Origin of the sequence: Pseudorhodoferax sp. Leaf265 (assembly GCF_001422365.1) — a bacterium.
Classification (GTDB): domain Bacteria; phylum Pseudomonadota; class Gammaproteobacteria; order Burkholderiales; family Burkholderiaceae_C; genus Pseudorhodoferax.
In genome coordinates this window covers 142,265-162,819 of the sequence record NZ_LMMT01000004.1, presented here as the reverse complement: position 1 = coordinate 162,819, position 20,555 = coordinate 142,265, and the positions used below count along the sequence as shown (strand labels likewise).

Sequence of the window (20,555 nt, the reverse complement as noted above, 5' to 3'; positions counted from 1 at the left end):
CCCTCGATCCAGGAGCTCTCCCATGAAAGCCCTCATCAGCGCCTACGCGCGCTCGCCCTTCCACTTCGCCCGCAAGGGCCGCCTGGCCGGGGTGCGGCCCGACACGCTGGCCGCCGCCGTGGTGCAGGATCTGTTGCGCCGCACCGGCCTCGATCCCGCCCTGCTGGAGGACATCGTCCTCGGCTGCGCCTACCCCGAGGCCGCGCAGGGCAACAACCTCGCGCGCATCGTCGGCCTGTTGGCGGGCCTGCCGCAAGCGGTCGGCGGCATGACGGTGAACCGCTTCTGCGGCTCGTCCATGCAGGCCGTGCACATCGCCGCCGCGCAGATCGAGGCCGGCATCGGTGACGCCTTCCTGTGCGTGGGCGTGGAGTCCATGAGCATGGTGCCGCAGGGCGGCTTCAACTTCTCGCCGCACCCCGAGCTGCAGGCCACCACGGACGCCTATATCTCCATGGGCGAGACGGCCGAGAACGTGGCGCGGCGCTGGAATGTGGGCCGCGCCGACCAGGAGGCACTGGCCGTCGCTTCGCACCGCAAGGCTGCCGCCGCGCGCGAACAGGGCCGGCTGGCCGCCGAGATCGTGCCGATCCAGCTGCCGGACGGCGAGCGCGTCGATGCCGATGGCTGCATCCGCCCGGCCACCTCGGCCGAGGCGCTGGCCGGGCTCAAGCCCGCGTTCCGGCCCGATGGCGTGGTCACGGCCGGCACCGCCTCGCCGCTGACCGACGGCGCCGCCGTGGTGCTGGTGACCAGCGACGTGTTTGCCGAACGCCATGGCCTGGCGCCGCTGGCGCGCGTGCGCAGCTTCGCCACGGTGGGCGTGGACCCGGCCATCATGGGCATCGGCCCGGTCCCGGCCACACGCAAGGCACTGGCGCGCGCCGGGCTCACGGTCGCCGATCTGGATGTGGTGGAGATCAACGAGGCGTTCTCGTCACAGGCGCTGGCCTGCATCCGCGACCTGGGCTTGGCGATGGAGACCGTCAACCTGGACGGCGGCGGCCTGGCCATCGGCCACCCGCTGGGCGCGACCGGCGCGCGCATCACCGGCAAGGCGGCGGCGCTGCTGGCGCGCGAGAAGGGGCGCTACGCCCTGGCCACGCAATGCATCGGTGGCGGGCAGGGCATCGCGACGGTGCTGGAGAGGGTGTAGCTCAGCGCTGCGTCAGCAGCGCCGCGAACATGGCCGTGCCGATCACGCCGTGCACCTGCGTGGTCGGGTGCATCGCGTCCCAGAACAGGAAGGGCGGCATGAAGGCCGGCTGCGTCACGTCCACGCAGGTGGCCGGGTTGGTGAACAGGCAGGTGGCCGCACCCTTGCCCGGGGCCAGGAACTCGGCGGCCGGCACGTCGTCGATGATGAGCCCGGTGGACAGCATGGTCGCGCCGAGCTTGTAGATGTCCACGGTCACGATGCGCGCGCCGCGCAGTTCGCGCCCGAGGCTGACCAGTGCGGTCTTGAGCAGGGCGTTGTGCTGCTGGCTCAGCGCCGTGAACTGCGGGCCGGCGTTCTGCGCCACGGCGAAGGGCGTGATGCCCATGTCGGCCAGGTTGGGCACGATGAAGTCGCGCGCGCCGGCCACGTACAGGCCGCGGATCGCGGTGGTCACGTTGGCCACCACCGTGTAGGGGTCGCTCGTCAGCATCTGCAGGTAGTCGTTGGAGCCGCTCCAGACCATGTACAGCGCGGTGGCGGGTGCCTTGCGGCCATTCAACGCGGTCGTGAACTGGCCGACCTGGCCCAGCAGGCCGGGCACCGTGAAGCCCATGGGCGTGGGTGTGGACACGCCCGAGGCCGAGCCGCCGAAGGCGAAGCTCAAGGCCGGCTTGGTGCTCAGCGTGGGATCGGTCACCGAAGGCGAGAGCTCGGCGTTGTTCTTGCGCGCCATCAGGCGCCAGAGGTACTCGGCCGCCACCGGGCCGTTGCTGAAGCGGCCTTGCCAGTAGGTGGCATAGGGCGTGGCCGAGGGCGGGATCGCAGGCGTCATGCCCATGCTGCCGCTGACGATGTAGTCGTTGCCGGTGTCCGACAGGCTGTCGCCGAACACGTAGAAGCCGGGATAGCTGACCTTGCCGGCCCAGGCGGCTGGCAGCAGGACCATGCACAGGGCAAGGCAGAGTAGGCGCCACAGCGTGCGCAGGCGGTTCGAGAACATGGTTTTCCTCCCGGGGAAAGGTACTTGGGGGAAGACCATCTTACGTAACGAGATGCCAAATTCGGTATGAAACCAATGCTAATGTGTAACAGCTGCAGTGTGAATTTCAGACGGATTCAGATCGGACAAACGCCTGGACATATCGTTTCTCAATTTTCATGCATTGAGATGCGATACCTGTAAGGTATGCTCGGCCCATGTCCGCCCGCCCCGACACCTTGTTCATCCAGTCGCTCGCCAAGGGCATGAAGGTGCTGGAGTGCTTCGCCGAGCACCCCGCGCCGCTGAGCCTCAACGAGATCGCCGAGTACTGCGAGATGGACCGCAGCGCGGCCCAGCGCATGACCTACACGCTGGTCACGCTGGGCTACCTGGAGCGCGGCGTGAGCGGGCGCGGCTTCATGCCGGGCAAGAAGATCCTGGAGCGCACCTTCGACTACTTGCGCAGCGTGCCGCTGCTGGAGCGCGCCACGCCGCTGATCGTGGACGTACAGAGAGAGTCGGGCGAACGCGTCGAGCTGAGCCTGTTCGATGACCTGACCATCATCTTCGCGCTGCGCCGCCAGACCAAGCGCCAGACCTACACCACCACGCTGATCGGCCGCCGGCTGGCCACCGTGCACACCGCCAGCGGCCGCGCCATCATGTCGCACCTGCCTGCGGACGAGGTCGACAGCATCCTCGCGCGCAGCCAGTCCAAGCCGCTGACCACGCGCACCATCACCGATGCCGAACGCATCCGCGCGCTGGTGGCGCAGGCCGCGGCCGATGGTTATGCGGTGGCCTCCGAGGAGAGCATGCTGGGCGAGATCAATCTGGCCAGCGCCGTGCTGGACCACGAGGGCCGGCCCATCGCCGCGATCGACATCTCGGGCTCGCTGGCCGACTGGGACGCCGAGGCCTTCGCCAAGCGCTTTGCGCCCATGCTGATGGGCGCGACCAAGGCACTGAGCGGCAAGGCCGGCCTGTCCTGAGGGACGGGGGCCGCGCCGGCATGCGACGGCCTTCTTCTGCACTTCTGCGCGCTGTGTCACCTTCCTTGCCGACGCCCGCAAGCGCGCTGCAAAGGCTGGGGTCTCCTTCAACCCAACCGGTGATCGCCAGGCACTGAAGCCAGCGCAGCCAGGCGGCCTGTTCAGGCCGTCGCCGACACCTGCGCCAGGTGAGCGTGGATCTGCGCCACCGCCGCCGCACCCTCGCCGATGGCGCCGCCCACCCGCTTGACCGAACCGGAGCGCACATCGCCCACCGCGAACACGCCGGGCACGCTGGTCTCCAGCGCACCCGCCGCGCCCGCAGCGGGGCCGGTCCGCACGAAGCCCTGGTGGTCCACCGCCACGCCGCAGCCCTGCAGCCACTCGGCCTCGGGCTCGGCGCCGACGAACAGGAACAGGTTGCGCGCTGGGCAGTCGTGCTGGTCGCCGGTGCGCGCGTCGCGCCAGGTGGCGCCGTCCAGCCCGGTGGCGGGATCGCCGTGCAGGTGCACGAGTTCGGTGTGGGGACGCAGCACGATGTTGGGCGAAGCCTCGATGCGGTCGATCAGGTAGCGCGACATGCTGGCCGCCAGCGAGGGCCCGCGCACCAGGATGTTGACCAGCGCCGCGTGCTGCGCGAGGTAGACCGCGGCCTGCCCGGCGGAGTTGCCGCCGCCGACCAGCGCCACCTCCTGCTGCGCGCAGATGCGGGCCTCGATGGCCGAGGCCCAGTACCACACGCCGCGGCCCTCGAACTCCGCCAGCCGCGGCACCTGCGGCCGGCGGTAACGCGCACCGCTGGCCACGACCGCGGTGCGCGTGCGCAGCTGCCGGCCGTCTGCAAGGCCCACGCGCAGACCTTCGCCGGTGTGGGCGCCGCTGCAGTCCAGCGACACGGCCTTGGCCGGGATCATCATCTCGGCGCCGAACTTCTGCGCCTGCACATAGGCCCGCCCGGCCAGCGCGCCGCCCGAGATGCCGGTCGGAAAGCCCAGGTAGTTCTCGATGCGCGCGCTGGCACCGGCCTGGCCGCCGTAGCTGCGGCAGTCCAGCACGATCACGCGCAGCCCTTCGGAAGCCGCGTAGACGGCCGTCGCCAGCCCAGCCGGCCCGGCGCCGACCACGACGACGTCGAACAGCTCGTCATGCTCGGCGGTGTCCACCATGCCGATGCAGCGCGCCAGCGCCTCCTCGCTCGGGTTGGCCAGCACCGCGCCGTTGGGGCAGGCCACCAGCAGGCCGGCTTCGCCGTACTGCGCGAGCAGCGTGGCGGCATCGGGGTCGGTGGTCGCATCGACCACGTGGTAGGGATGGCCGTTGCGGCGCAGGAAGTTCTGCAGCCGCACCAGGTCGGCCGAATCGGGCGGGCCCATCAGCACCGGGCCGCTGGCGCCCGCGTCGATCAGCGCCACCCGGCGCAGGATCAGCGCGCGCACCAGGCGCTCGCCCAGGTCGGCCTCGGCCACGATCAGGGCCCGCAGTTGCGCAGGTGGCACCAGCAGCGCTTGCACATCCTCGTCGGCATGGCCGTCCACCAGGGCCGGCTGGCCCGACAGCGTGCCGACCTCCGCGAGGAACTGGCCCGGCCCCTGCACGGCGACGGGTGTCACCCGGCCCAGGCCGTCGCGCTGCGTGATGGCCACCTGGCCGGCCAGCACCAGGTACAGGCCCGGCCCGGGCTCGCCGGCACGGAACAGGCAGCTGCCGCGCGGGTAGTGCCGCAGCTCGCCGAAGCGACGCACCCGCGCCGCATCGGCCGCGTCCAGCACCGGGAACATCTGGTGCCGGCGGGTTTCCACTTCGATCGTCGCGGGTGTGGCCATGGGATCTCCGGCGCAAGGGTGGCTGGTGGTGGCGGGATCGCCGCTGCATTCTGCAGGATCGCTTGCCCCCACCGCGCCTGCGCGGTACCGCCGAGGAAGAAATGCGCCGGGGCTACAGCAGCCGCAGCGCGGCGTTCCACACCCGCTGGCAGTAGGCCGGCGCGGTCGGCCGCTCGAACTGGCGTGCCGTGCGTTCGCAGACCTCGGGCGAGGGGTAGACCAGTTCCTCGCCGGCCGCCGTGGCCTTCACCTGGGCCTGGCAGGCGCGTTCGAGGAAGTAGATGTTCACGAAGGCCTCGGCCACCGTGTTGCCGGCCGCCAGCAGGCCGTGGTTGCGCAGCACCATGGCCTTGTGCGTGCCCATGTCCGCCACCAGGCGCGCGCGCTCCTCCAGGTCCAGCGCAATGCCCTCGTAGGCGTGGTAGCCGAGCCGGTTGTAGAAGCGCAGCGCATGCTGCGTGATCGGCAGCAACCCGCTCTTGCGGCAGGCGACGGCCATGCCGTCGGCCGTGTGCGTGTGCACCACGCAGGCCAGGTCGTGCCGCGCCATGTGGACGGCCGAGTGGATCGTGAAGCCGGCCGCGTTCACGCGGTTGGTGGTCTCCGGGTCGCCCGGGTCCACCGGGCGGCCGTCCATGTCGATCTTGACCAGGTCCTCGGGCCGCATCTCGTGGAACAGCACGCCGTAGCGGTTGATCAGGAAATGGTTCTCGGGCCCGGGCACGCGCGCGCTGATGTGCGTGTCGATGATGTCGGTCATGCGGAAGTGCGCGACCAAACGGTACAGCGCGGCGAGGTCGCGGCGCATGTCGGCCTCGGTCGGCACTGGCGCGGTGGCGGTGTCGCCTGGCTGGGCGAGCGGAATGTCGGCAAGGTTCATGGTGTGCTTTCGGTCAGGAAGGCGTCCTGCATGTCGGCTTGGCCGCGCAGCAGCTGCGCCATGGCCAGGCTTTGGGCGTCGCCCCGGCGTTCCAGCGCGGCAACCACGCCGCGCCGGTCGGCGACGGACTTGTCCTGGTTGAGCTTCATCTTGCCGTCGAGCTGGGTGATGGGAATCTCGACGGCGCCGATCACGCGCAGCCGCGTGCCCGTGTGCGCCATCGGGATGCGCTCGAAGTCCCAGCTGCCGGCCAGCGGCGTGTCGTACTGTGCCACGGTGCGGCGCAGCGTGGCCATCAGCGCGTCCTCGTCCTCGTGCAGCTGGGGCTTGCCGCGCGCATGGACCAGCGTGTAGTTCCAGGTCGGGAAGGTCAGCTGGTTCTCGTACCAGCTCGGCGAGATGAAGGCGTGCGGGCCCTGGAAGATCACCAGCACCTCGGCGCCTGTGCGCAGGTCCTCGTAGATCGGGTTGTGGCGGGCCAGGTGCGTGGTCAGCGTGCCATGCTCGCCGCGCTCGGTGTCGAGCAGGAAGGGCAGCGGCGTGGACTGGATGCCGCGCGCGCCCTGCGTGACCAGCGTGGCGAAGCTCCAGGCGCGCATGCAGGCGTGCAGCGCGGCGGTGTCGTTCTCGGCGTAGGCCGGCTGGTGGTACATGTTCAGGTCCTGGAATGCAGGCGCAGCCAGCGCGCGGTGTCCTCGAAGGCCTCGGCCGCCAGGTCGGAGATCGACACGGCTTCCAGGAAGCTGTGCGCCGCGCCCGCGTAGACCTTCATGTCCACGTGGTTGCCGGCCTCGCGCAGCATGCGCTCCAGTTCGATCATGTCGTCGTGCACGGGATCGCATTCGGCGACCACGAGCCAGGCGGGCGGCAGACCGTGCAGCTCAGCGCGCAGGATGTCCAGGCGCGGATCGATCAGGTCGGCGCCGCTGGCGCAGTGCATGGCGCGGAACCACATCATGCTCATGAGCGACAGGCCGTAGTCACCGCCGCCGTACTGGATCACCGAGTTGCGGTACAGGTTGCTGCTCATGCTGCCGTAGTTCAGCACGATGCCTTGCAGGATGTTCTCGTCCGCGTCGCGCAGCTCCAGGCTGGCGCCCATCGAGAAGTTGGCGCCGGCCGAATCGCCGCCCACGAACAGCTGCGCTGCGTCCACGCCCAGCAGCGCACCGTTGGCCGACACCCAGCGCAGCACGTCGGCGCATTCCTGCATGGGGCGCGGGAACCTGGCGTCGGGTGCGCGCGTGTAGTGCACACCCACGACGACGATGCCGGCGCGCTGCGCGTACTCGCGCATCACGCGGTCGTGCGTGTCGATGCTGCCCAGCACGAAGCCGCCGCCATGCAGGTAGACGAACACGCCGGGCAGCGCACGCTGCGCCGGGTAGTAGGCGCGCACGCGCACGGCGCCGTGGCGCGTGGGCACCTCGTGCTCCTGGGTGCGGGCCATGGCGGGCCCGCCCGCGACCCAGCGCTTGCGCACGGTCTCGGCGATGGCGCGGGCCTCGTCGATGCTGACGGTCTCGCGCCGGCCGAACTGGCTCGCGTCGGCGTCCATGGCACGCACGAACTTCTCGACCTGCGGGTCGAGCCGCGTGCGCGGCGGGATCGGGACGGTGATGGCGGGGTCTTCGGAACGCATGGAATCTCCGGTGGTGTCGGTTGGAATGGAAGAGGGCATGGGGTCAGCCGGCGACGGCGAAGGGGCCGAGGTCGCAGGTGGTACGGCGGCCGAGCAGCTGCTCGGCCAGGGACTCGCCCAGGCCGGCCGAGTGCTTGAAGCCGTGGCCCGAGCAGGCCGAGGCGAACAGCACGGCCGGCAGGCCGGGCAGGGTGTCGATGGCGAAGCGGCTGCCGGGCGCCACCGTGTACATGCAGGCGCGGGCACGCAGCACGCGGCCCGCGATCTGCGGAAAGCGGGCGGCCACGCGCTCGCGGTAGAGCGCCTGGCTTTCGGCGGGCTGCACCTGGCGGTCGATCTGCTCCGGCGTGGTCGTTTGCAGGGTCTGCTCGCCCGCCACCTTGAGCGCGGGCGCGGCCATGTCGGTGGCCGGAAAGCCGTACAGCGATTCGCCTTCGCCCTCGCCCCAGGCCCAGATGAAGACCGGGAAGCGGCCGGGCGCGAAGTCGGCGGCCGCGGCGCCGGTGTCGAACCAGTGCATGGTCTGGCGGCAGATCTGGAGCGGGGGCAGCCCGTCCGCCAGTCCCTGGTCGGCCAGGAAACCCGGCAGCCAGGCGCCGGCAGCCACCAGCACGCGGTCGGTGGTGTGGCTGGCGCCGGCCGTGCGCACGCGCACGCCGTCGCCGGCAGACGCCAGCGCCAGCACGGGCGTGCCCGTCTGCACGGTGGCGCCGGCCGCGCGCGCCACGTCGAGCTGGGCGGCGATGGCTTCCTCGGGCCGCACGAAGCCGGCCGTGGGTTCGCAATAACCCAGCTCGTCGCCGCGCAGCGCGAACTGCGGAAAGCGCGCCCGCAGGACGGCGGCATCTAGCAGTTCGTGCGCGATGCCGAAGCGCTGTGCGCATCCGATGGTGCGGCCCAGGAAGGCGCTGTCGCGCGGGCCCAGAACCAGGCCGCCTGTGGTCGTCATGAGCTGGCGGCCGGTGCGCGTCTCCAGATCGCGCCACAGCGCGTGCGAGCGCTGCACGAGCGGCGCATAGGCCTCGCCCTCGCCGAGTGCCAGCCGTGTGATGCGCGACTCGCCGTGCGAGGAGCCTTGGTCGTGCGGCGGCGCGAAGCGGTCGATGCCGAGCACACGCGCGCCGCGCAGCGCGAGCTGGCACAGCGTGGCGGCGCCGACTGCGCCCAGACCGACGACGATGGCGTCGTAGTGCATGCTCAGTAGCCTCGACCGGGATCGACCTGGTTCACGAGCGGCTCTCCAGCGATGAGCCGGCGCACGTTCTGCGCCACCTGCTGGGCCACCACGCTGGACGAGGCCATGGTCGCCATGTGCGGCGTGACCACCACGCCGGGCGTGGCCCACAGCGGGTCGTCGGCCGGCAGCGGCTCGTGTGCGAACACGTCGAGCACGGCGCCGCGCAGCTGGCCGCGGTCGAGTGCCGCCAGCAGGTCGGGCACGACCAGGTGCTCGCCGCGGCCGCAGTTGACGATGGCTGCGCCACGCGGCAGCGCCGCGAAGGTGTCGCGGTTCAGGATGCCGCGCGTGGCCTCGGTCAGCGGCAGCACGCAGACCAGCACGTCGGTGGCGGCCAGGAACGCGGGCAGTGCCTCGGCGCCCCGGTACAGGGTCAGACCGTCCAGCGCATGCGCGCTGCGCGACCAGCCGTTGACGGCATAGCCCAGGCCCAGCAGCGCACGCGCGATCGGCGTGCCGAGCTGGCCCAGGCCCATCAGGCCCACGCAGCATTCGCTGGCCGCCTGCAAGGGCGGGCGCTGCCAGATGCGCGCGCGCTGGTTGGCCTGGGCCAGGTCCAGCCGGCGGTGGAAGTGCAGCACAGACCACAGCACGTACTGCACCATGCCTTCGGCCAGCTTGGGGTCGACCACGCGGCAGACGGGCAGGCCGCGCAGATCCTGGCCGGCCACCACGTTGTCCACGCCGGCCGCGATGCTGTGCACGAGGCGCAGGCGCGGCATCTGGGCGTAGACGCCCGCGGGTGCGTTCCAGCACATGGCGACCTCGGCTTCGCGGAAGGCGGGGTCGGGCCAAACCACCACCTCCAGCTCCGGCGCGGCCTCGCGCAGCAGCGGGACGAAGTAGTCGAGCTTGGCGCTTTGGCTGATGAGGGCGACGCGCGTCATGCCAGGGCCTCCTCGGCCGCGCCAATCTGCCGGCCGGGGATGGCGGCCAGCAGTTCGCGCGTGTAGGCGGCCTGCGGCCGCTCGAACACCTGGCGCGCGCTGCCCAGTTCCACCACCTTGCCGCGCTGCATCACGGCGATGCGGTGGCACAGGCGCGCGGCCACACGCAGGTCGTGCGTGATGAAGACCATGGACAGGCCCAGTCGTTCGCGGATGTCCTCCAGCAGGTCCAGGATCTGCGCCTGCACCGAGACGTCGAGGGCCGAGACGGCCTCGTCGGCGATCAGCACCTCGGGCTCCATCATGAGCGCGCGCGCGATCGACAGGCGCTGGCGCTGGCCGCCCGAGAACTCGTGCGGGAAGCGCTGCAGCGCGCTGGCGTCCAGCTGCACCAGGGCCAGCATGCGCAGCATGCGTGCGTCGACCTCGGCGCGCGTGGCGCCGAAGTTCATGGGGCCTTCGGCCAGCGAATCGCCGATCTTCATGCGCGGGTTGAAGGAGCGGAACGGGTCCTGGAACACCATCTGCACGCGCTTGCAGTGAGACCGCCACTGGGCGCGTGGCAGGCCGGTCACGTCCATGCCGTCGAGCAGGATGCGCCCGCCCGTGGGCTGGGCCATGTGCGCGAGGCAGCGGCCCAGCGTGGTCTTGCCCGAACCCGATTCGCCCACGATGCCCAGCGTCTCGCCACGCGCCAGCGCCAGCGACACACCATCGAGCGCATTCACCACGCGCCGACGTGCCGAGAACAGGCTCTTGGTCTCGTAGCGCAGCGCCAGGTCGCGCACCTCCAGCACGTGGTCGGTCGAGGCGGCGCGCGGCGCCGCGCCGAAGCTGCCGCGTGGCACGGCTGCCAGCAGCTTGCGCGTGTAGGGCTGCTGCGGGTTGCGCAGCACCTCGGCGGCCGGGCCGCTCTCGACGATGCGGCCGGCCTGCATCACGATGACGCGGTCGGCGATCTCGGCCACCACGTCGAAGTCGTGCGTGATGAACAGCACGCCGTTGCTGTGCTTGTCGCGCAGCTCGTGCAGCAGGCGCAGCACCTGGGCCTGCGAGGTCACGTCCAGCGCCGTCGTGGGTTCGTCCGCGATGATCAGCGCGGGCTCCATGGCCAGCGCCATCGCGATCATCACGCGCTGGCGCTGGCCGCCCGAGAGTTGGTGCGGGTAGGCGTTGCGCAGCGTCTCGGGCGAGGGCAGGCGCACGTCGGTCAGCAGCGCGAGCACGCGCGCGGCCACGTCGGCGCGGGCCATGCTGCCTTGGTGGAACTCGAACACCTCGGCCACCTGGTCGCCCACGCGCATGAGCGGGTTCAGCGCGGTCATGGGCTCCTGGAAGACCATGGCCATGCGGTCGCCGCGCAGCGTGCGCAGCGCGCTGCGCGAGGCGTGGGTGATGTCTTTGCCTTCGAGCAGGATCTGCCCGCGCTCCAGCGTCAGCACGTCCTTGGGCAGGAGGCCCATGACGGCCCCCGCCGTGACCGACTTGCCCGAGCCGGACTCGCCGACGATGCAGACGATCTCGCGCGGCGCGACCGTGAGGCCGATGTCCTGCGCGGCGTACACGCGGTCGCCGCTGCCGGGCAGGCGCACGTGCAGGCCGCGCACTTCGAGGATGGGGGCGCCCATGTCAGTTCCTCCCTTTGCGGGCGAGGCGGGGGTCCAGGCGGTCGCGCAGCGCGTCGCCGAACATGTTGATGGCCAGGATTAGCAGCGCCAGGAAGGTCCCGGGGAACAGGATGATCCAGGGCGCGCGCTGGAAGTAGGGCCGGCCCTCGGCGATGATGCTGCCCAGGCTGGGCACCTCGGGCGGGAAGCCCAGGCCCAGGAAGCCCAGCACGGCCTCGGTCAGGATGGCGGCGGCGCAGACGAAGGTGGCCTGCACCACGAGCGGGTTGATGGTGCTGGGCAGGATGTGGCGCACCAGCACGCTGGGCACCGAGGAGCCCATGCCGAAGGCGGCCTCCACATAGGGCTCCTCGCGCACCGACAGCACCACGCTGCGCACCAGGCGTGCGATGCGCGGTACCTCGGGGATGGCGATGGCCAGCACCATGGTGGAGATCTGCGCTCCCCCCAGCGCCACCATGGCGATGGCGAGCAGCAGGCCGGGGATGGCCATCACGCCGTCCATGAGCCGCATGACGATGCCGTCGAGCCGGCGGAAGTAGCCGGCCACGATGCCCAGCACCAGGCCGAGCGCGACCGAGCTGGCGGCCACCAGCAAGGCAAGCAGGATCGACAGACGGCCTCCGTACAGGATGCGCGCGAACAGGTCGCGGCCCAGCGAGTCGGTGCCGAGCCAGTAGTCGGCGGACATGCCCTGCAGCCGCTTGCGCGGCGTCAGCGCGGCCGGGTCGTGCGCGGCCAGCAGCGGTGCGAACACCGAGACCGCGATCAGCAGCAACAGCAGCGCCAGCGAGAACAGCATCACGCGGTCGGTGCGCAGCACGCGCAGCGCGGCACGCCAGCGCGAGGGCGCGGCGGTGGGTGGGGTGGGGAGGGTGGCGGACATGCGCACGATGGGTTCAGTACCGGATGCGGGGGTCGAGGAGGACATAGACCAGGTCGATCGCCAGGTTCACGAATACGTAGATGAAGGAGAAGAACAGGATCGTTCCCTGCACCACGGGGTAGTCGCGTGCCAGCACGGCGTCCACGATCAGGCTGCCCACGCCGGGGATGTTGAAGATGGTCTCGGTCACGACCACGCCCGAGATCAGCGTGGTGATGGCCACGCCGACCACGGTGACGATGGGCGCGGCCGCGTTGCGCAGCGCATGGCGGAACAGCACGGTGCGCTCGGGCGCGCCCTTGGCGCGCGCGGTGCGCACGAAGTCCTCGCCCAGCACGTCGAGCATGCTGGCGCGCGTGATGCGCGTGATCAGCGCCACGAACACCGTGGCCAGCGTGAGGCTGGGCAGCGCGAGCCGGTGCACGAAGCCGCCCAGGCCATCGGCCAGCGGCGCGTAGCCCTGCACCGGAAACCAGTTCAGCGTGACCGAGAACACCAGGATCAGCACATAGCCGACCACGAAGGCCGGCACCGAGAAGCACAGCACGGTCAGCGCCATGGTCGCGCGGTCGAAGGCGCGCCGGTGCCACCAGGCCGACAGCACGCCCAGCGGGATGGCCAGCAGCACCGTGAGCGTGAGCGCGCTGGTGGCCAGCGCGCCCGTGGGGCCCAGTCGGGCTGCGATCAACGTGGACACCGGCTGCTTGGACACGATGGATGTGCCCAGGTCGCCGCGCGCCAGCGCGCCCATGGCCAAGGCGTACTGCGTGAGCAGCGGCTGGTCCAGGCCCAGGTTGGCGCGGATCTGCGCGATGGTCTCCTCGCTGGCCATGTCTCCAGCGATCACGCGGGCCGGATCGCCGGGCGCCATGCGCAGCAGGCCGAAGACCACCGTGGCCACGATCAGCACCACGGGCACGGCCGCGAGCAGCCGCTTGAAGACGAGGTTCAGCACGTCACTTGCCCGACCAGAACAGCGGCAGCTGCGCGTCCACGAGCTTGCCGATCTTGGGCGTATAGGCCTTGTACTCGATGACCTCGCCCAGCGGCACGTAGAACACCTGCTCGTAGGCGCGCTTCTGGATGTCCTTGGCCAGCTGGGCGCGCTTGGCTTCCTCGGGTTCGCTGGCGAACTGGTTGCGCAGCTTCTGCATGGTCTCGTCCTGGCTCCAGCCCGGGTAGCCGGCGTCCAGGTTGGGGTTGACCACGGGGTTCATGAGGTCCAGCAGCACGATGCTGCTCTGGAAGATGCTCCAGCCGCCCTTGTCGATCGCGTCCTTCTTGGTGCGGCGTGCCAGCAGCGTGGTGAAGTCCATGGCCTGCATGTCCACGTTCATGCCGATGCTGCGCAGCGCCTGCGCCGTGACGGGCGCGATGTTGACGAGGCTGCGCACGTCGGTGGAGTGCAGCACCACCACCTTCTCGCCCTTGTAGCCGCTCTCCTTGAGCAGCTGCTTGGCTTTGGCGAGGTCGGGTTCGCGCACCTGGGGCGCGCCCTCGTCGGTCTTGTAGGGCGAGGCGCAGGTCAGCACCGCGCCGCAGACGCGGTAGCGCTTGGGGTCGCCGACGGCGGCGTCCAGGTAGTCGACCTGGTAGAGCGCGGCCAGCGCGGCGCGGCGCACCTTGACGTTGTCGAAGGGCGGCTGCGTCCAATTCATGCGCAGCGTGTACATGTTGGCCTCGCGCGCCTTGGGCTCGGTCTTGACGTTCTTCACGCCCTCCAGCTGCGGCATGAGGTCGGGCGCGACGTTCTCGATGAAGTCGATCTCGCCATTGCGCAGCGCGTTGACGGCGGTCTGCGCGTCGGCGATGTTGACGACCTCCAGCCGGTCGATGGCCACCTGCTTGCCGCCTGCGAAGTTGCTGGCCGGCTCGCTGCGTGGCTTGTAGTCGGCGAACTTCAGGTAGGTGGCCTTCACGCCGGGCTGGAAGTCGGCCTGCACGAACCGGTAGGGGCCCGAGCCCACCATCTCGGTGATGGCCTCGTTGGGCGAGGTGCTGGCCAGCCGCTTGGGCATGATGAAGGGCACGGGCGAGCCGGGCTTGGCCAGCGCGTCCAGCACCAGGCCGAAGGGCTTCTTGAGTTGCAGCGTGAAGCTGTTGGCGTCCACCGCCGCGAGCTTCTCGGTCGCCGCCATGAGCTGCTGGCCCAGCACGTCGCGCGCGGCCCAGCGTTGCAGCGAGGCGACCACGTCCTCCGCCGTCACCGGCGTGCCGTCGTGGAACTTGAGGCCGGGGCGCAGCGTGAAGCTGTAGGCCAGCTTGTCGGCCGAGAGCTTCCAGTCGCCGACCATCTGCGGCTGGGGCTTGCCGTCGATGTCGAGCGAAAACAGCGTGTCGAACACCAGGTAGCCGTGGTTGCGCGTGACATAGGCGTTGGTGAACACCGGGTCGAGCACGCGCAGCGGGGCGTGCATGACCACCTTGACGTTGTTCTGGGCCAGGGCGGCCGCGGGCAGCGCCAGGGCCGTGCACAGCGCGAGGGCGGCGAGGAGCAGGTTCTTCTTCATGCGTGTCCTTAAGGTTGCGGGGTGAAAGGGGATGGATCGGCGGTTCAGGCCGCGGGGGGCGGGCGGCGCTGCGCCCAGGGCAGGGCGCGTTCGAGCTGGGCCGACAGCGCCAGCACCTGGTCTTCGCGGCCGAAGTGGCCGATCAACTGGGTGCCCACGGGCACGCCCTCGGCGGTCCAGTTCATCGGCAGCGTGGCGGCCGGCTGGCCCGAGGCATTGACGACCGCAAGGAAGGTCGCGTAGCGCGAGACCTTGGCGCGGAAGTCCCAGAAGCCGCCCGTCAGCGCGAGTTCGCCCAGCGGCCGGGGCAGCTGGGCCAGCGTGGTCGTGATGACCAGGTCGCAGCCGGCCATGGCGGTCTCGAAGGCGCGGCCGATGGCGTGGAAGCGCTGGATCGCGTCCACGTACTGCGTGGCCGACAGGCCCTTGCCGACCGCATAGCCGTCGTGGATGGTCTCCTCGAGGTCTTCGGGTGCGAGCGGGCGGCCGCGCAGGCGCACGCGGTTGTCCACGGCCACCACGATGTTGGAGGCGAGCACCGTGCCGTGTGCGCGCACGAAGCCGGCGTAGTCGATGTCGGGCAGCGGCACCTCGACGAGGGTGTGGCCCAGGTCGCGGCACAGCGCCACCGTGCGTTCGACGGCGGCCAGGCATTCGGGCGCGATGGGGATGCCGTTCCAGGCTTCGCGCCAGACACCGATGCGCAGCGGCTGCGGGTCGCGCGCGGTCAGCGCCAGGTAGCTGGCGGGCTGGGCCGGTGCGGCGTAGGGCGCGCCGGCCGCGTAGCCGCTGATCGCATCCATGGCGGCGGCCGTGTCGCGCACCGTGCGCGTGAGCACGCCGTCCACGGCCATGCCGCCCCAGCCTTCGCCGCGCGCCGGGCCCATGGGCACCAGGCCGCGCGAGGGCTTGAGGCCATAGACGCCGCAGCAGGAGGCCGGCAGGCGGATGGAGCCGCCGCCGTCGCTGCCATGCGCCACCGGCACGATGCCGGCCGCCACGGCCACGGCCGCGCCTCCGCTGGAGCCGCCGACCGAGCGGCCCGGCGCCCAGGGGTTGTGCGTGGGGCCGCCGTTGCGCACGGCCTCGGTCGAGGGCCCCATGCACAGCTCCGACACGGTGGAACGTGCGAAGGCCAGCAGCCCGGCCTGTTCGAAGCGCTGCGTGAGCGTGGCGTCGAAGCTGTAGCCGGTGTCGTCGAGCAGGCGCGAGCCGATGCTGGACGGAAAGCGTGTGGACGCCAGGCCGGAGTCCTTGAGCAGGAAGGGGATGCCGCCGAACGGGCCGCGCAGCGTCCAGTCGCGCGCCAGGGCGCGGCTTTCCTCGTAGCGCGGGTAGGTCAGCGCGTTGAGCGCGCTGTGGCGGTCGGCGGCGGCGATGGCGGCGTCCAGCAGCGCGGCCGGCGTGGTCTGGCGCTGGGCCAGCAGTTGGGCCATGGCCATGCCGTCGAGTGCGGCGTAGTCGGATGCGGTCAGCACGCTCATGCCACCCACTCCAAAAAGTATTGTTTAGCGATTTGTGAATATTGCATTTAAATATGGTTCCACGTTTGGGTGCGCCTTGCAACGTGCGCGAGATGCGTGGAAACCCTGGGGTACGTTGCCTTGAATTGGTGCATGATGGCTTAAAAGTATCGTTTCACAATACATATAAATTGCGATACGATTCTTCTAAGCAAACTTCGTGCTCACCTTGGCGTGAAGCGATCACGGTGGCGCGCTCCAGGCGCGCCTGTTTCTGGAGCCTGTCGTGAACCCATCCCCCCGCCAGCCCGGCGTCGCCTTCCTGCATGCGCCTGGCCCTACACGGTTGCCGCCCTCTGTCGCCCAGGCCCTGGGCACCCAGCCCATGGAGCTCGGCGACCCCGCACTCGACGGCTTGATCGCCAACTGCGAGCAGGGCCTGGCGCGCCTGTTCGGTGCCGGCCCCGGCACCGAGCTGTTCCTCTACGCGGCCAACGGCCACGGCGCCTGGGAGGCGGCGATCACCAACCTGGTGGCACCAGGCCAGTGCGTGCTGGTGGCCGGCAGCGGCCCCTTCGCCGAGGCCTGGGCCGTGCACGCCGAGGGCCTGGGGGTGCAGGTGCAGCGCACGCCGTGGCCCGAAGGTCACGCGGCCGATGCAGGCGCGGTCGAGGAACTGCTGCGTGCCGACCGCGCGCAGGCCGTGCTCGCGGTGTTCGTGGTGCACACCGACACCGGCAGTGGCGTGACCAACGACATTGCCGCCTTCCGCGCGGCCATCGACGCGGCGGGCCACCCGGCCCTGTTGGTGGTCGACGTGGTGGCCTCGCTGGCGGCTACGCCCTTCGACATGGGCGCGCTGGGCGTGGACGTGGCCATCGGCGCGGCGCAGAAGGCGCTGATGGTGCCGCCGGGCCTGTCCTTCGTGGCGGCCGGTGCACGCGCGCTGCAGGTGGCCGAACGCAACCCGGCGCCGCGCTTCTATTGGGACTGGCAGCGCCGGCGCAGCCCGCTCAACTACCGCAAGTTCTGCGGCACGGCGCCGCAGAACCTGCTGATGGGCCTGCACGCCGCGCTGGCGCTGGTCGAGGCCGAAGGCCTGCCGAACGTGTTCGCGCGCCACCGGCTGCTGGCGCAGGCCGTGCAGGCGGCCGTGGCCGGCTGGGCCGAGGGCGGCGCGCTGGACTTCTTCGTGCGTGACGCGGCCGTGCGCTCGGTCTCCGTCACCACCATCGCGGTGCCGCGCGGCATCGACCCCGAGGCGCTGCGCCGGCTGGCGCGCGAGCGCTTCCAGATCGGCCTGGCCGGTGGCCTGGGTGCACTTGCCGGCCGCATCTTCCGCATCGGCCACCTGGGCGACCTCAACGCGCCCATGGTGCTGGGCTGCCTGGCCGGCGTGGAGGCGGCGCTGCAGGCCAGCGGCATCGCGCACGGGCCGGGTGTGGCGCGCGCCGTGCAGCTGCTGGGGGCTCCGCAGTGAGCGGCCCGCTCGCTGGCGTGCGCGCGCTCGACCTGACCTCGGTCGCGATGGCCCCTGCGCCACACGGATCCTGGCCGACATGGGCGCCGATGTGGTCAAGTTCGAGGCCCGGGGCGGCGACGTGTTCCGCCACGTGGCGCCGGCCCGCCATGCCGGCATGGGCGCGCCCTTCCTGAACCTGAACCGCAACATCGTGCTGGATCTGAAGCAGCCCGACCAGGCCGAGCAGCTGCGCGAGATCGCGCGCCATGCCGACGTGTTCGTCTCCAACGCGCGGCCCGCGGCCATGGCCCGCCTGGGCCTGGACGATGCCAGCCTGCGCGCATGCAACCCGCGGCTCGTCACCTGCGGCGCCTACGGCTTCTCCGAGCGCGGGCCCTACGCGGGCCGGCCGGCCTTCGACGACATCCCGAATTCCCCGGTGCTCGCGCTGAAGGACCTGCCCGCCGACCCGCCCCTGCAACAGACCGGCATGTTCGCACCGCATGCGCATCCGAGCGAGGGCGCGCTGCGCATGCTGGGCATCCCGACCGCGTTCTCGCGCACGCCGGGCAGCGTGCGCCGGCCGGCGCCCACGCTGGGCCAGCACACGGTCGAGGATCTGGCGCGGGAGTGGGCCGGCGGCTGAGGCCGCGGCCGTCGGGGCGGGCGGCGAGGCGTTCTGTGCCGAGCGAGGCGTGCCCCCCTGCGCGGCGACCCACCATGCCGCGCGCCGACCCTATCGCAGGCATCGGAAATGGCAATCCGGGCGACACGGTTTTCGCACCAGAATGCCGCTTCCCGTTCGCACCCACAAGGAGAAAGCCCATGAGCACCGACCAGAACGCCCCCGCCCAATGCCCCTTCCACCGCACGGCCGGCAGTGGCCGCAGCAACCGCGACTGGTGGCCCCAGCAGCTGCGCGTGGACCTGCTGAACCAGCACTCCGAGCGCAGCAACCCGCTGGGCGAGGCGTTCGACTACCGCGCCGCGTTCCAGTCGCTGGACTACGCCGCGCTCAAGGGCGACATCAAGGCGGTGCTGACCGATTCGCAGAGCTGGTGGCCGGCCGACTGGGGCACCTACGCGGGCCTGTTCATCCGCATGGCCTGGCACAGCGCGGGCACCTACCGCATCGCCGACGGCCGCGGCGGCGGTGGCCGCGGGCAGCAGCGTTTCGCGCCGCTGAACAGCTGGCCCGACAACGTGAGCCTGGACAAGGCGCGCCGGCTGCTGTGGCCGGTCAAGCAGAAGTACGGCCAGAAGATCTCCTGGGCCGACCTCATCATCCTGGCCGGCAACGTGGCGCTGGAGAACAGCGGCTTTCGCACCTTCGGCTTCGGCGCCGGCCGTGAGGACGTGTGGGAACCCGACCTGGACGTGAACTGGGGCGGCGAGAGCGCCTGGCTGACCCACCGCGACCCCGAGACGCTGGCCAAGAGCCCGCTGTCGGCCACCGAGATGGGGCTGATCTACGTCAACCCCGAAGGTCCCAACGCCAGCGGCGACCCGGCCTCGGCCGCGGCCGCCATCCGCGCCACCTTCGGCAACATGGCCATGGACGACGAGGAGATCGTCGCGCTGATCGCCGGTGGCCACACGCTGGGCAAGACGCACGGCGCGGCGGCGGCCTCGCACGTGGGCGCGGACCCCGAAGGCGGCGCCATCGAGAACATGGGCCTGGGCTGGGTCAGCGGCCACGGCAGCGGCGTCGGTGCCGACGCCATCACCTCGGGCCTGGAGGTGGTGTGGACGCAGACGCCCACGCAGTGGAGCAACCATTTCTTCGAGAACCTGTTCAAGTACGACTGGGTGCAGACGCGCAGCCCGGCCGGCGCCATCCAGTTCGAGGCCAAGGACGCGCCGGAACTGATCCCCGACCCGTTCGACCCAGCGAAGAAGCGCAAGCCCACCATGCTGGTGACCGACCTCACGCTGCGCTTCGACCCCGGCTTCGAGAAGATCTCGCGCCGCTTCCTGAACGACCCGCAGGCCTTCAACGAAGCCTTCGCGCGCGCCTGGTTCAAGCTCACGCACCGCGACATGGGCCCGCTGGCGCGCTACCTGGGTCCCGAAGTGCCCAAGGAAGAACTGATCTGGCAGGACCCCGTGCCCGCGGTGGACCACCCGCTCATCGATGCGCAGGACCAGGCCGCGCTCAAGGCCCAGGTGCTGGCCGCGGGGCTGACGGTGTCCGAACTCGTCGCCACGGCCTGGGCGTCGGCCGCCACCTTCCGCGGCGGCGACAAGCGCGGCGGCGCCAACGGTGCGCGCGTGCGGCTGGCCCCGCAGAAGGACTGGGCCGCCAACGACCCGGTCCAGCTGGCCAAGGTGCTGTCGGCACTGGAGACCATCCAGGCCGTGTTCAATGTGGCGGCCACGGGTGGCAAGAAGGTCTCGCTGGCCGATCTCATCGTGTTGGCCGGCAACGCCGGCGTGGAGCAGGCGGCCAAGGCGGCCGGCCATGCGCTGACCTTGCCCTTCACGCCGGGCCGCGCCGACGCCTCGCAGGCACAGACCGACATCGGCTCCTTCGAGGCCATGGAGCCGGCGGCCGACGGCTTCCGCAATTACGTGGCCGCAGGCGCCGACACGCCGGCCGAGGTGGCGCTGGTCGACAAGGCCCAGCTGCTCACGCTGACGGCGCCCGAACTCACGGTGCTGGTCGGCGGCCTGCGCGCGATCAACATCAACACCGGTGGCAGTCCCCATGGCGTGCTGACCGACAGGCCGGGCACCTTGAGCTGCGACTTCTTCGCCAACATCCTGGACATGGGCACGGTCTGGAAGCCGGCCGCCGAGGCCGGCGTGTACGAGGGCCGCGACCGCCAGAGCGGCGCCTTGAAGTACACCGCCACGCGCGCTGATCTGGTGTTCGGCTCCAACGCCGTGCTGCGTGCGCTGGCCGAGGTCTATGCCAGCGCGGACGCGCAGCAGAAGTTCGTGGCCGACTTCGCCCGGGCCTGGACCAAGGTCATGGAGCTGGACCGCTTCGACATCGTTTGAG

17 protein-coding genes and 1 pseudogene are annotated in these 20,555 nt (G+C 70.9%); 6 read left to right on the top strand and 12 right to left on the bottom strand.

Features of this window, described 5'->3' with window-relative positions; genetic code table 11:
- Positions 1-22 precede the first annotated feature (22 nt).
- A complete protein-coding gene (locus tag ASF45_RS06990; protein ID WP_056659178.1) occupies positions 23-1,156 on the top strand; it encodes a thiolase family protein in 1,134 nt (377 codons plus the stop codon).
- Between the two features lies 1 nt (position 1,157).
- Here the strand turns inward: ASF45_RS06990 and ASF45_RS06985 are convergent, their stop codons facing one another.
- A complete protein-coding gene (locus ASF45_RS06985) occupies positions 1,158-2,159 on the bottom strand; it encodes an SGNH/GDSL hydrolase family protein (RefSeq protein ID WP_056659176.1) in 1,002 nt (333 codons plus the stop codon).
- A 197-nt stretch (positions 2,160-2,356) separates the two neighbouring features.
- Here ASF45_RS06985 and ASF45_RS06980 point away from each other — a divergent pair, with 197 nt between their 5' ends.
- Positions 2,357-3,133, top strand: coding sequence for an IclR family transcriptional regulator (locus ASF45_RS06980; protein WP_056659173.1), 777 nt, complete (start codon positions 2,357-2,359; stop codon positions 3,131-3,133).
- A gap of 161 nt (positions 3,134-3,294) precedes the next feature.
- On the opposite strand, the gene ASF45_RS06975 is transcribed toward ASF45_RS06980, so the two are convergent.
- The 11 genes from ASF45_RS06975 to ASF45_RS06925 all read right to left on the bottom strand — a co-directional run bounded on the left by ASF45_RS06975 (position 3,295) and on the right by ASF45_RS06925 (position 16,110).
- Positions 3,295-4,956 carry an FAD-dependent oxidoreductase gene (locus tag ASF45_RS06975; protein WP_056659170.1) on the bottom strand — a complete coding sequence of 554 codons (1,662 nt, stop codon included), beginning with the start codon at positions 4,954-4,956 and terminating at the stop codon, positions 3,295-3,297.
- 112 nt (positions 4,957-5,068) lie between these two features.
- Positions 5,069-5,836 (bottom strand): class II aldolase/adducin family protein, encoded by a 768-nt coding sequence (locus tag ASF45_RS06970; RefSeq protein WP_082550848.1) that lies wholly within the window; start codon positions 5,834-5,836, stop codon positions 5,069-5,071.
- On the bottom strand, positions 5,833-6,489 hold the full coding sequence (locus ASF45_RS06965; RefSeq protein ID WP_056659166.1) for an FMN-binding negative transcriptional regulator: 657 nt from the start codon (positions 6,487-6,489) through the stop codon (positions 5,833-5,835). Before ASF45_RS06965 ends, ASF45_RS06970 begins: the two co-directional genes overlap by 4 nt.
- Before the next feature lie 2 nt (positions 6,490-6,491).
- A complete protein-coding gene (locus ASF45_RS06960) occupies positions 6,492-7,478 on the bottom strand; it encodes an alpha/beta hydrolase fold domain-containing protein (RefSeq protein ID WP_056659164.1) in 987 nt (328 codons plus the stop codon).
- Between the two features lie 43 nt (positions 7,479-7,521).
- A complete protein-coding gene (solA, locus tag ASF45_RS06955) occupies positions 7,522-8,673 on the bottom strand; it encodes an N-methyl-L-tryptophan oxidase (protein ID WP_056659161.1) in 1,152 nt (383 codons plus the stop codon).
- 2 nt (positions 8,674-8,675) lie between these two features.
- A complete protein-coding gene (locus tag ASF45_RS06950; RefSeq protein WP_056659158.1) occupies positions 8,676-9,602 on the bottom strand; it encodes a glyoxylate/hydroxypyruvate reductase A in 927 nt (308 codons plus the stop codon).
- Positions 9,599-11,230: an ABC transporter ATP-binding protein gene (locus tag ASF45_RS06945; protein ID WP_056659156.1), complete on the bottom strand. Its 1,632-nt coding sequence runs from the start codon at positions 11,228-11,230 to the stop codon at positions 9,599-9,601. The genes ASF45_RS06950 and ASF45_RS06945 overlap by 4 nt, the downstream gene beginning before the upstream one ends.
- A gap of 1 nt (position 11,231) precedes the next feature.
- The gene (locus ASF45_RS06940) at positions 11,232-12,116 is read right to left on the bottom strand and encodes an ABC transporter permease (RefSeq protein WP_056659153.1); all 885 of its coding nucleotides are present in this window, start codon (positions 12,114-12,116) and stop codon (positions 11,232-11,234) included.
- A 13-nt stretch (positions 12,117-12,129) separates the two neighbouring features.
- Entirely contained in the window at positions 12,130-13,071 is a 942-nt protein-coding gene (locus tag ASF45_RS06935; protein WP_056659150.1) for an ABC transporter permease, read from the bottom strand.
- Between the two features lies 1 nt (position 13,072).
- Positions 13,073-14,626 (bottom strand): ABC transporter substrate-binding protein, encoded by a 1,554-nt coding sequence (locus ASF45_RS06930; RefSeq protein ID WP_056659147.1) that lies wholly within the window; start codon positions 14,624-14,626, stop codon positions 13,073-13,075.
- 44 nt (positions 14,627-14,670) lie between these two features.
- Positions 14,671-16,110, bottom strand: a complete 1,440-nt coding sequence (locus ASF45_RS06925; protein ID WP_056659144.1) for an amidase — start codon at positions 16,108-16,110, stop codon at positions 14,671-14,673.
- Positions 16,111-16,375: 265 nt separating this feature from the next.
- Between ASF45_RS06925 and ASF45_RS06920 the strand changes: the two genes are divergently transcribed.
- From ASF45_RS06920 to katG, 4 genes and pseudogenes are all read left to right on the top strand, one after another.
- Entirely contained in the window at positions 16,376-17,569 is a 1,194-nt protein-coding gene (locus ASF45_RS06920) for an alanine--glyoxylate aminotransferase family protein (RefSeq protein WP_056659143.1), read from the top strand.
- Between the two features lie 47 nt (positions 17,570-17,616).
- Positions 17,617-17,978, top strand: a pseudogene (locus tag ASF45_RS36320) (CoA transferase); the annotation flags it as partial.
- A gap of 12 nt (positions 17,979-17,990) precedes the next feature.
- On the top strand, positions 17,991-18,197 hold the full coding sequence (locus ASF45_RS36315) for a CoA transferase (RefSeq protein ID WP_235580842.1): 207 nt from the start codon (positions 17,991-17,993) through the stop codon (positions 18,195-18,197).
- Positions 18,198-18,376: 179 nt separating this feature from the next.
- Entirely contained in the window at positions 18,377-20,554 is a 2,178-nt protein-coding gene (gene katG / locus ASF45_RS06910) for a catalase/peroxidase HPI (protein WP_056659137.1), read from the top strand.
- Position 20,555 lies beyond the last annotated feature (1 nt).

Coding starts and splice junctions, on each gene's coding strand:
- ASF45_RS06950 (WP_056659158.1), bottom strand. CDS start 9,602: ATGACGCGCGTCGCCCTCATCAGCCAAAGCGCCAAGCTCGACTACTTC.
- ASF45_RS06985 (WP_056659176.1), bottom strand. CDS start 2,159: ATGTTCTCGAACCGCCTGCGCACGCTGTGGCGCCTACTCTGCCTTGCC.
- ASF45_RS06960 (WP_056659164.1), bottom strand. CDS start 7,478: ATGCGTTCCGAAGACCCCGCCATCACCGTCCCGATCCCGCCGCGCACG.
- katG (WP_056659137.1), top strand. CDS start 18,377: ATGAGCACCGACCAGAACGCCCCCGCCCAATGCCCCTTCCACCGCACG.
- ASF45_RS06945 (WP_056659156.1), bottom strand. CDS start 11,230: ATGGGCGCCCCCATCCTCGAAGTGCGCGGCCTGCACGTGCGCCTGCCC.
- ASF45_RS06980 (WP_056659173.1), top strand. CDS start 2,357: ATGTCCGCCCGCCCCGACACCTTGTTCATCCAGTCGCTCGCCAAGGGC.
- ASF45_RS06930 (WP_056659147.1), bottom strand. CDS start 14,626: ATGAAGAAGAACCTGCTCCTCGCCGCCCTCGCGCTGTGCACGGCCCTG.
- ASF45_RS06970 (WP_082550848.1), bottom strand. CDS start 5,836: ATGAACCTTGCCGACATTCCGCTCGCCCAGCCAGGCGACACCGCCACC.
- ASF45_RS06965 (WP_056659166.1), bottom strand. CDS start 6,489: ATGTACCACCAGCCGGCCTACGCCGAGAACGACACCGCCGCGCTGCAC.
- solA (WP_056659161.1), bottom strand. CDS start 8,673: ATGCACTACGACGCCATCGTCGTCGGTCTGGGCGCAGTCGGCGCCGCC.
- ASF45_RS06940 (WP_056659153.1), bottom strand. CDS start 12,116: ATGTCCGCCACCCTCCCCACCCCACCCACCGCCGCGCCCTCGCGCTGG.
- ASF45_RS06975 (WP_056659170.1), bottom strand. CDS start 4,956: ATGGCCACACCCGCGACGATCGAAGTGGAAACCCGCCGGCACCAGATG.
- ASF45_RS06925 (WP_056659144.1), bottom strand. CDS start 16,110: ATGAGCGTGCTGACCGCATCCGACTACGCCGCACTCGACGGCATGGCC.
- ASF45_RS06990 (WP_056659178.1), top strand. CDS start 23: ATGAAAGCCCTCATCAGCGCCTACGCGCGCTCGCCCTTCCACTTCGCC.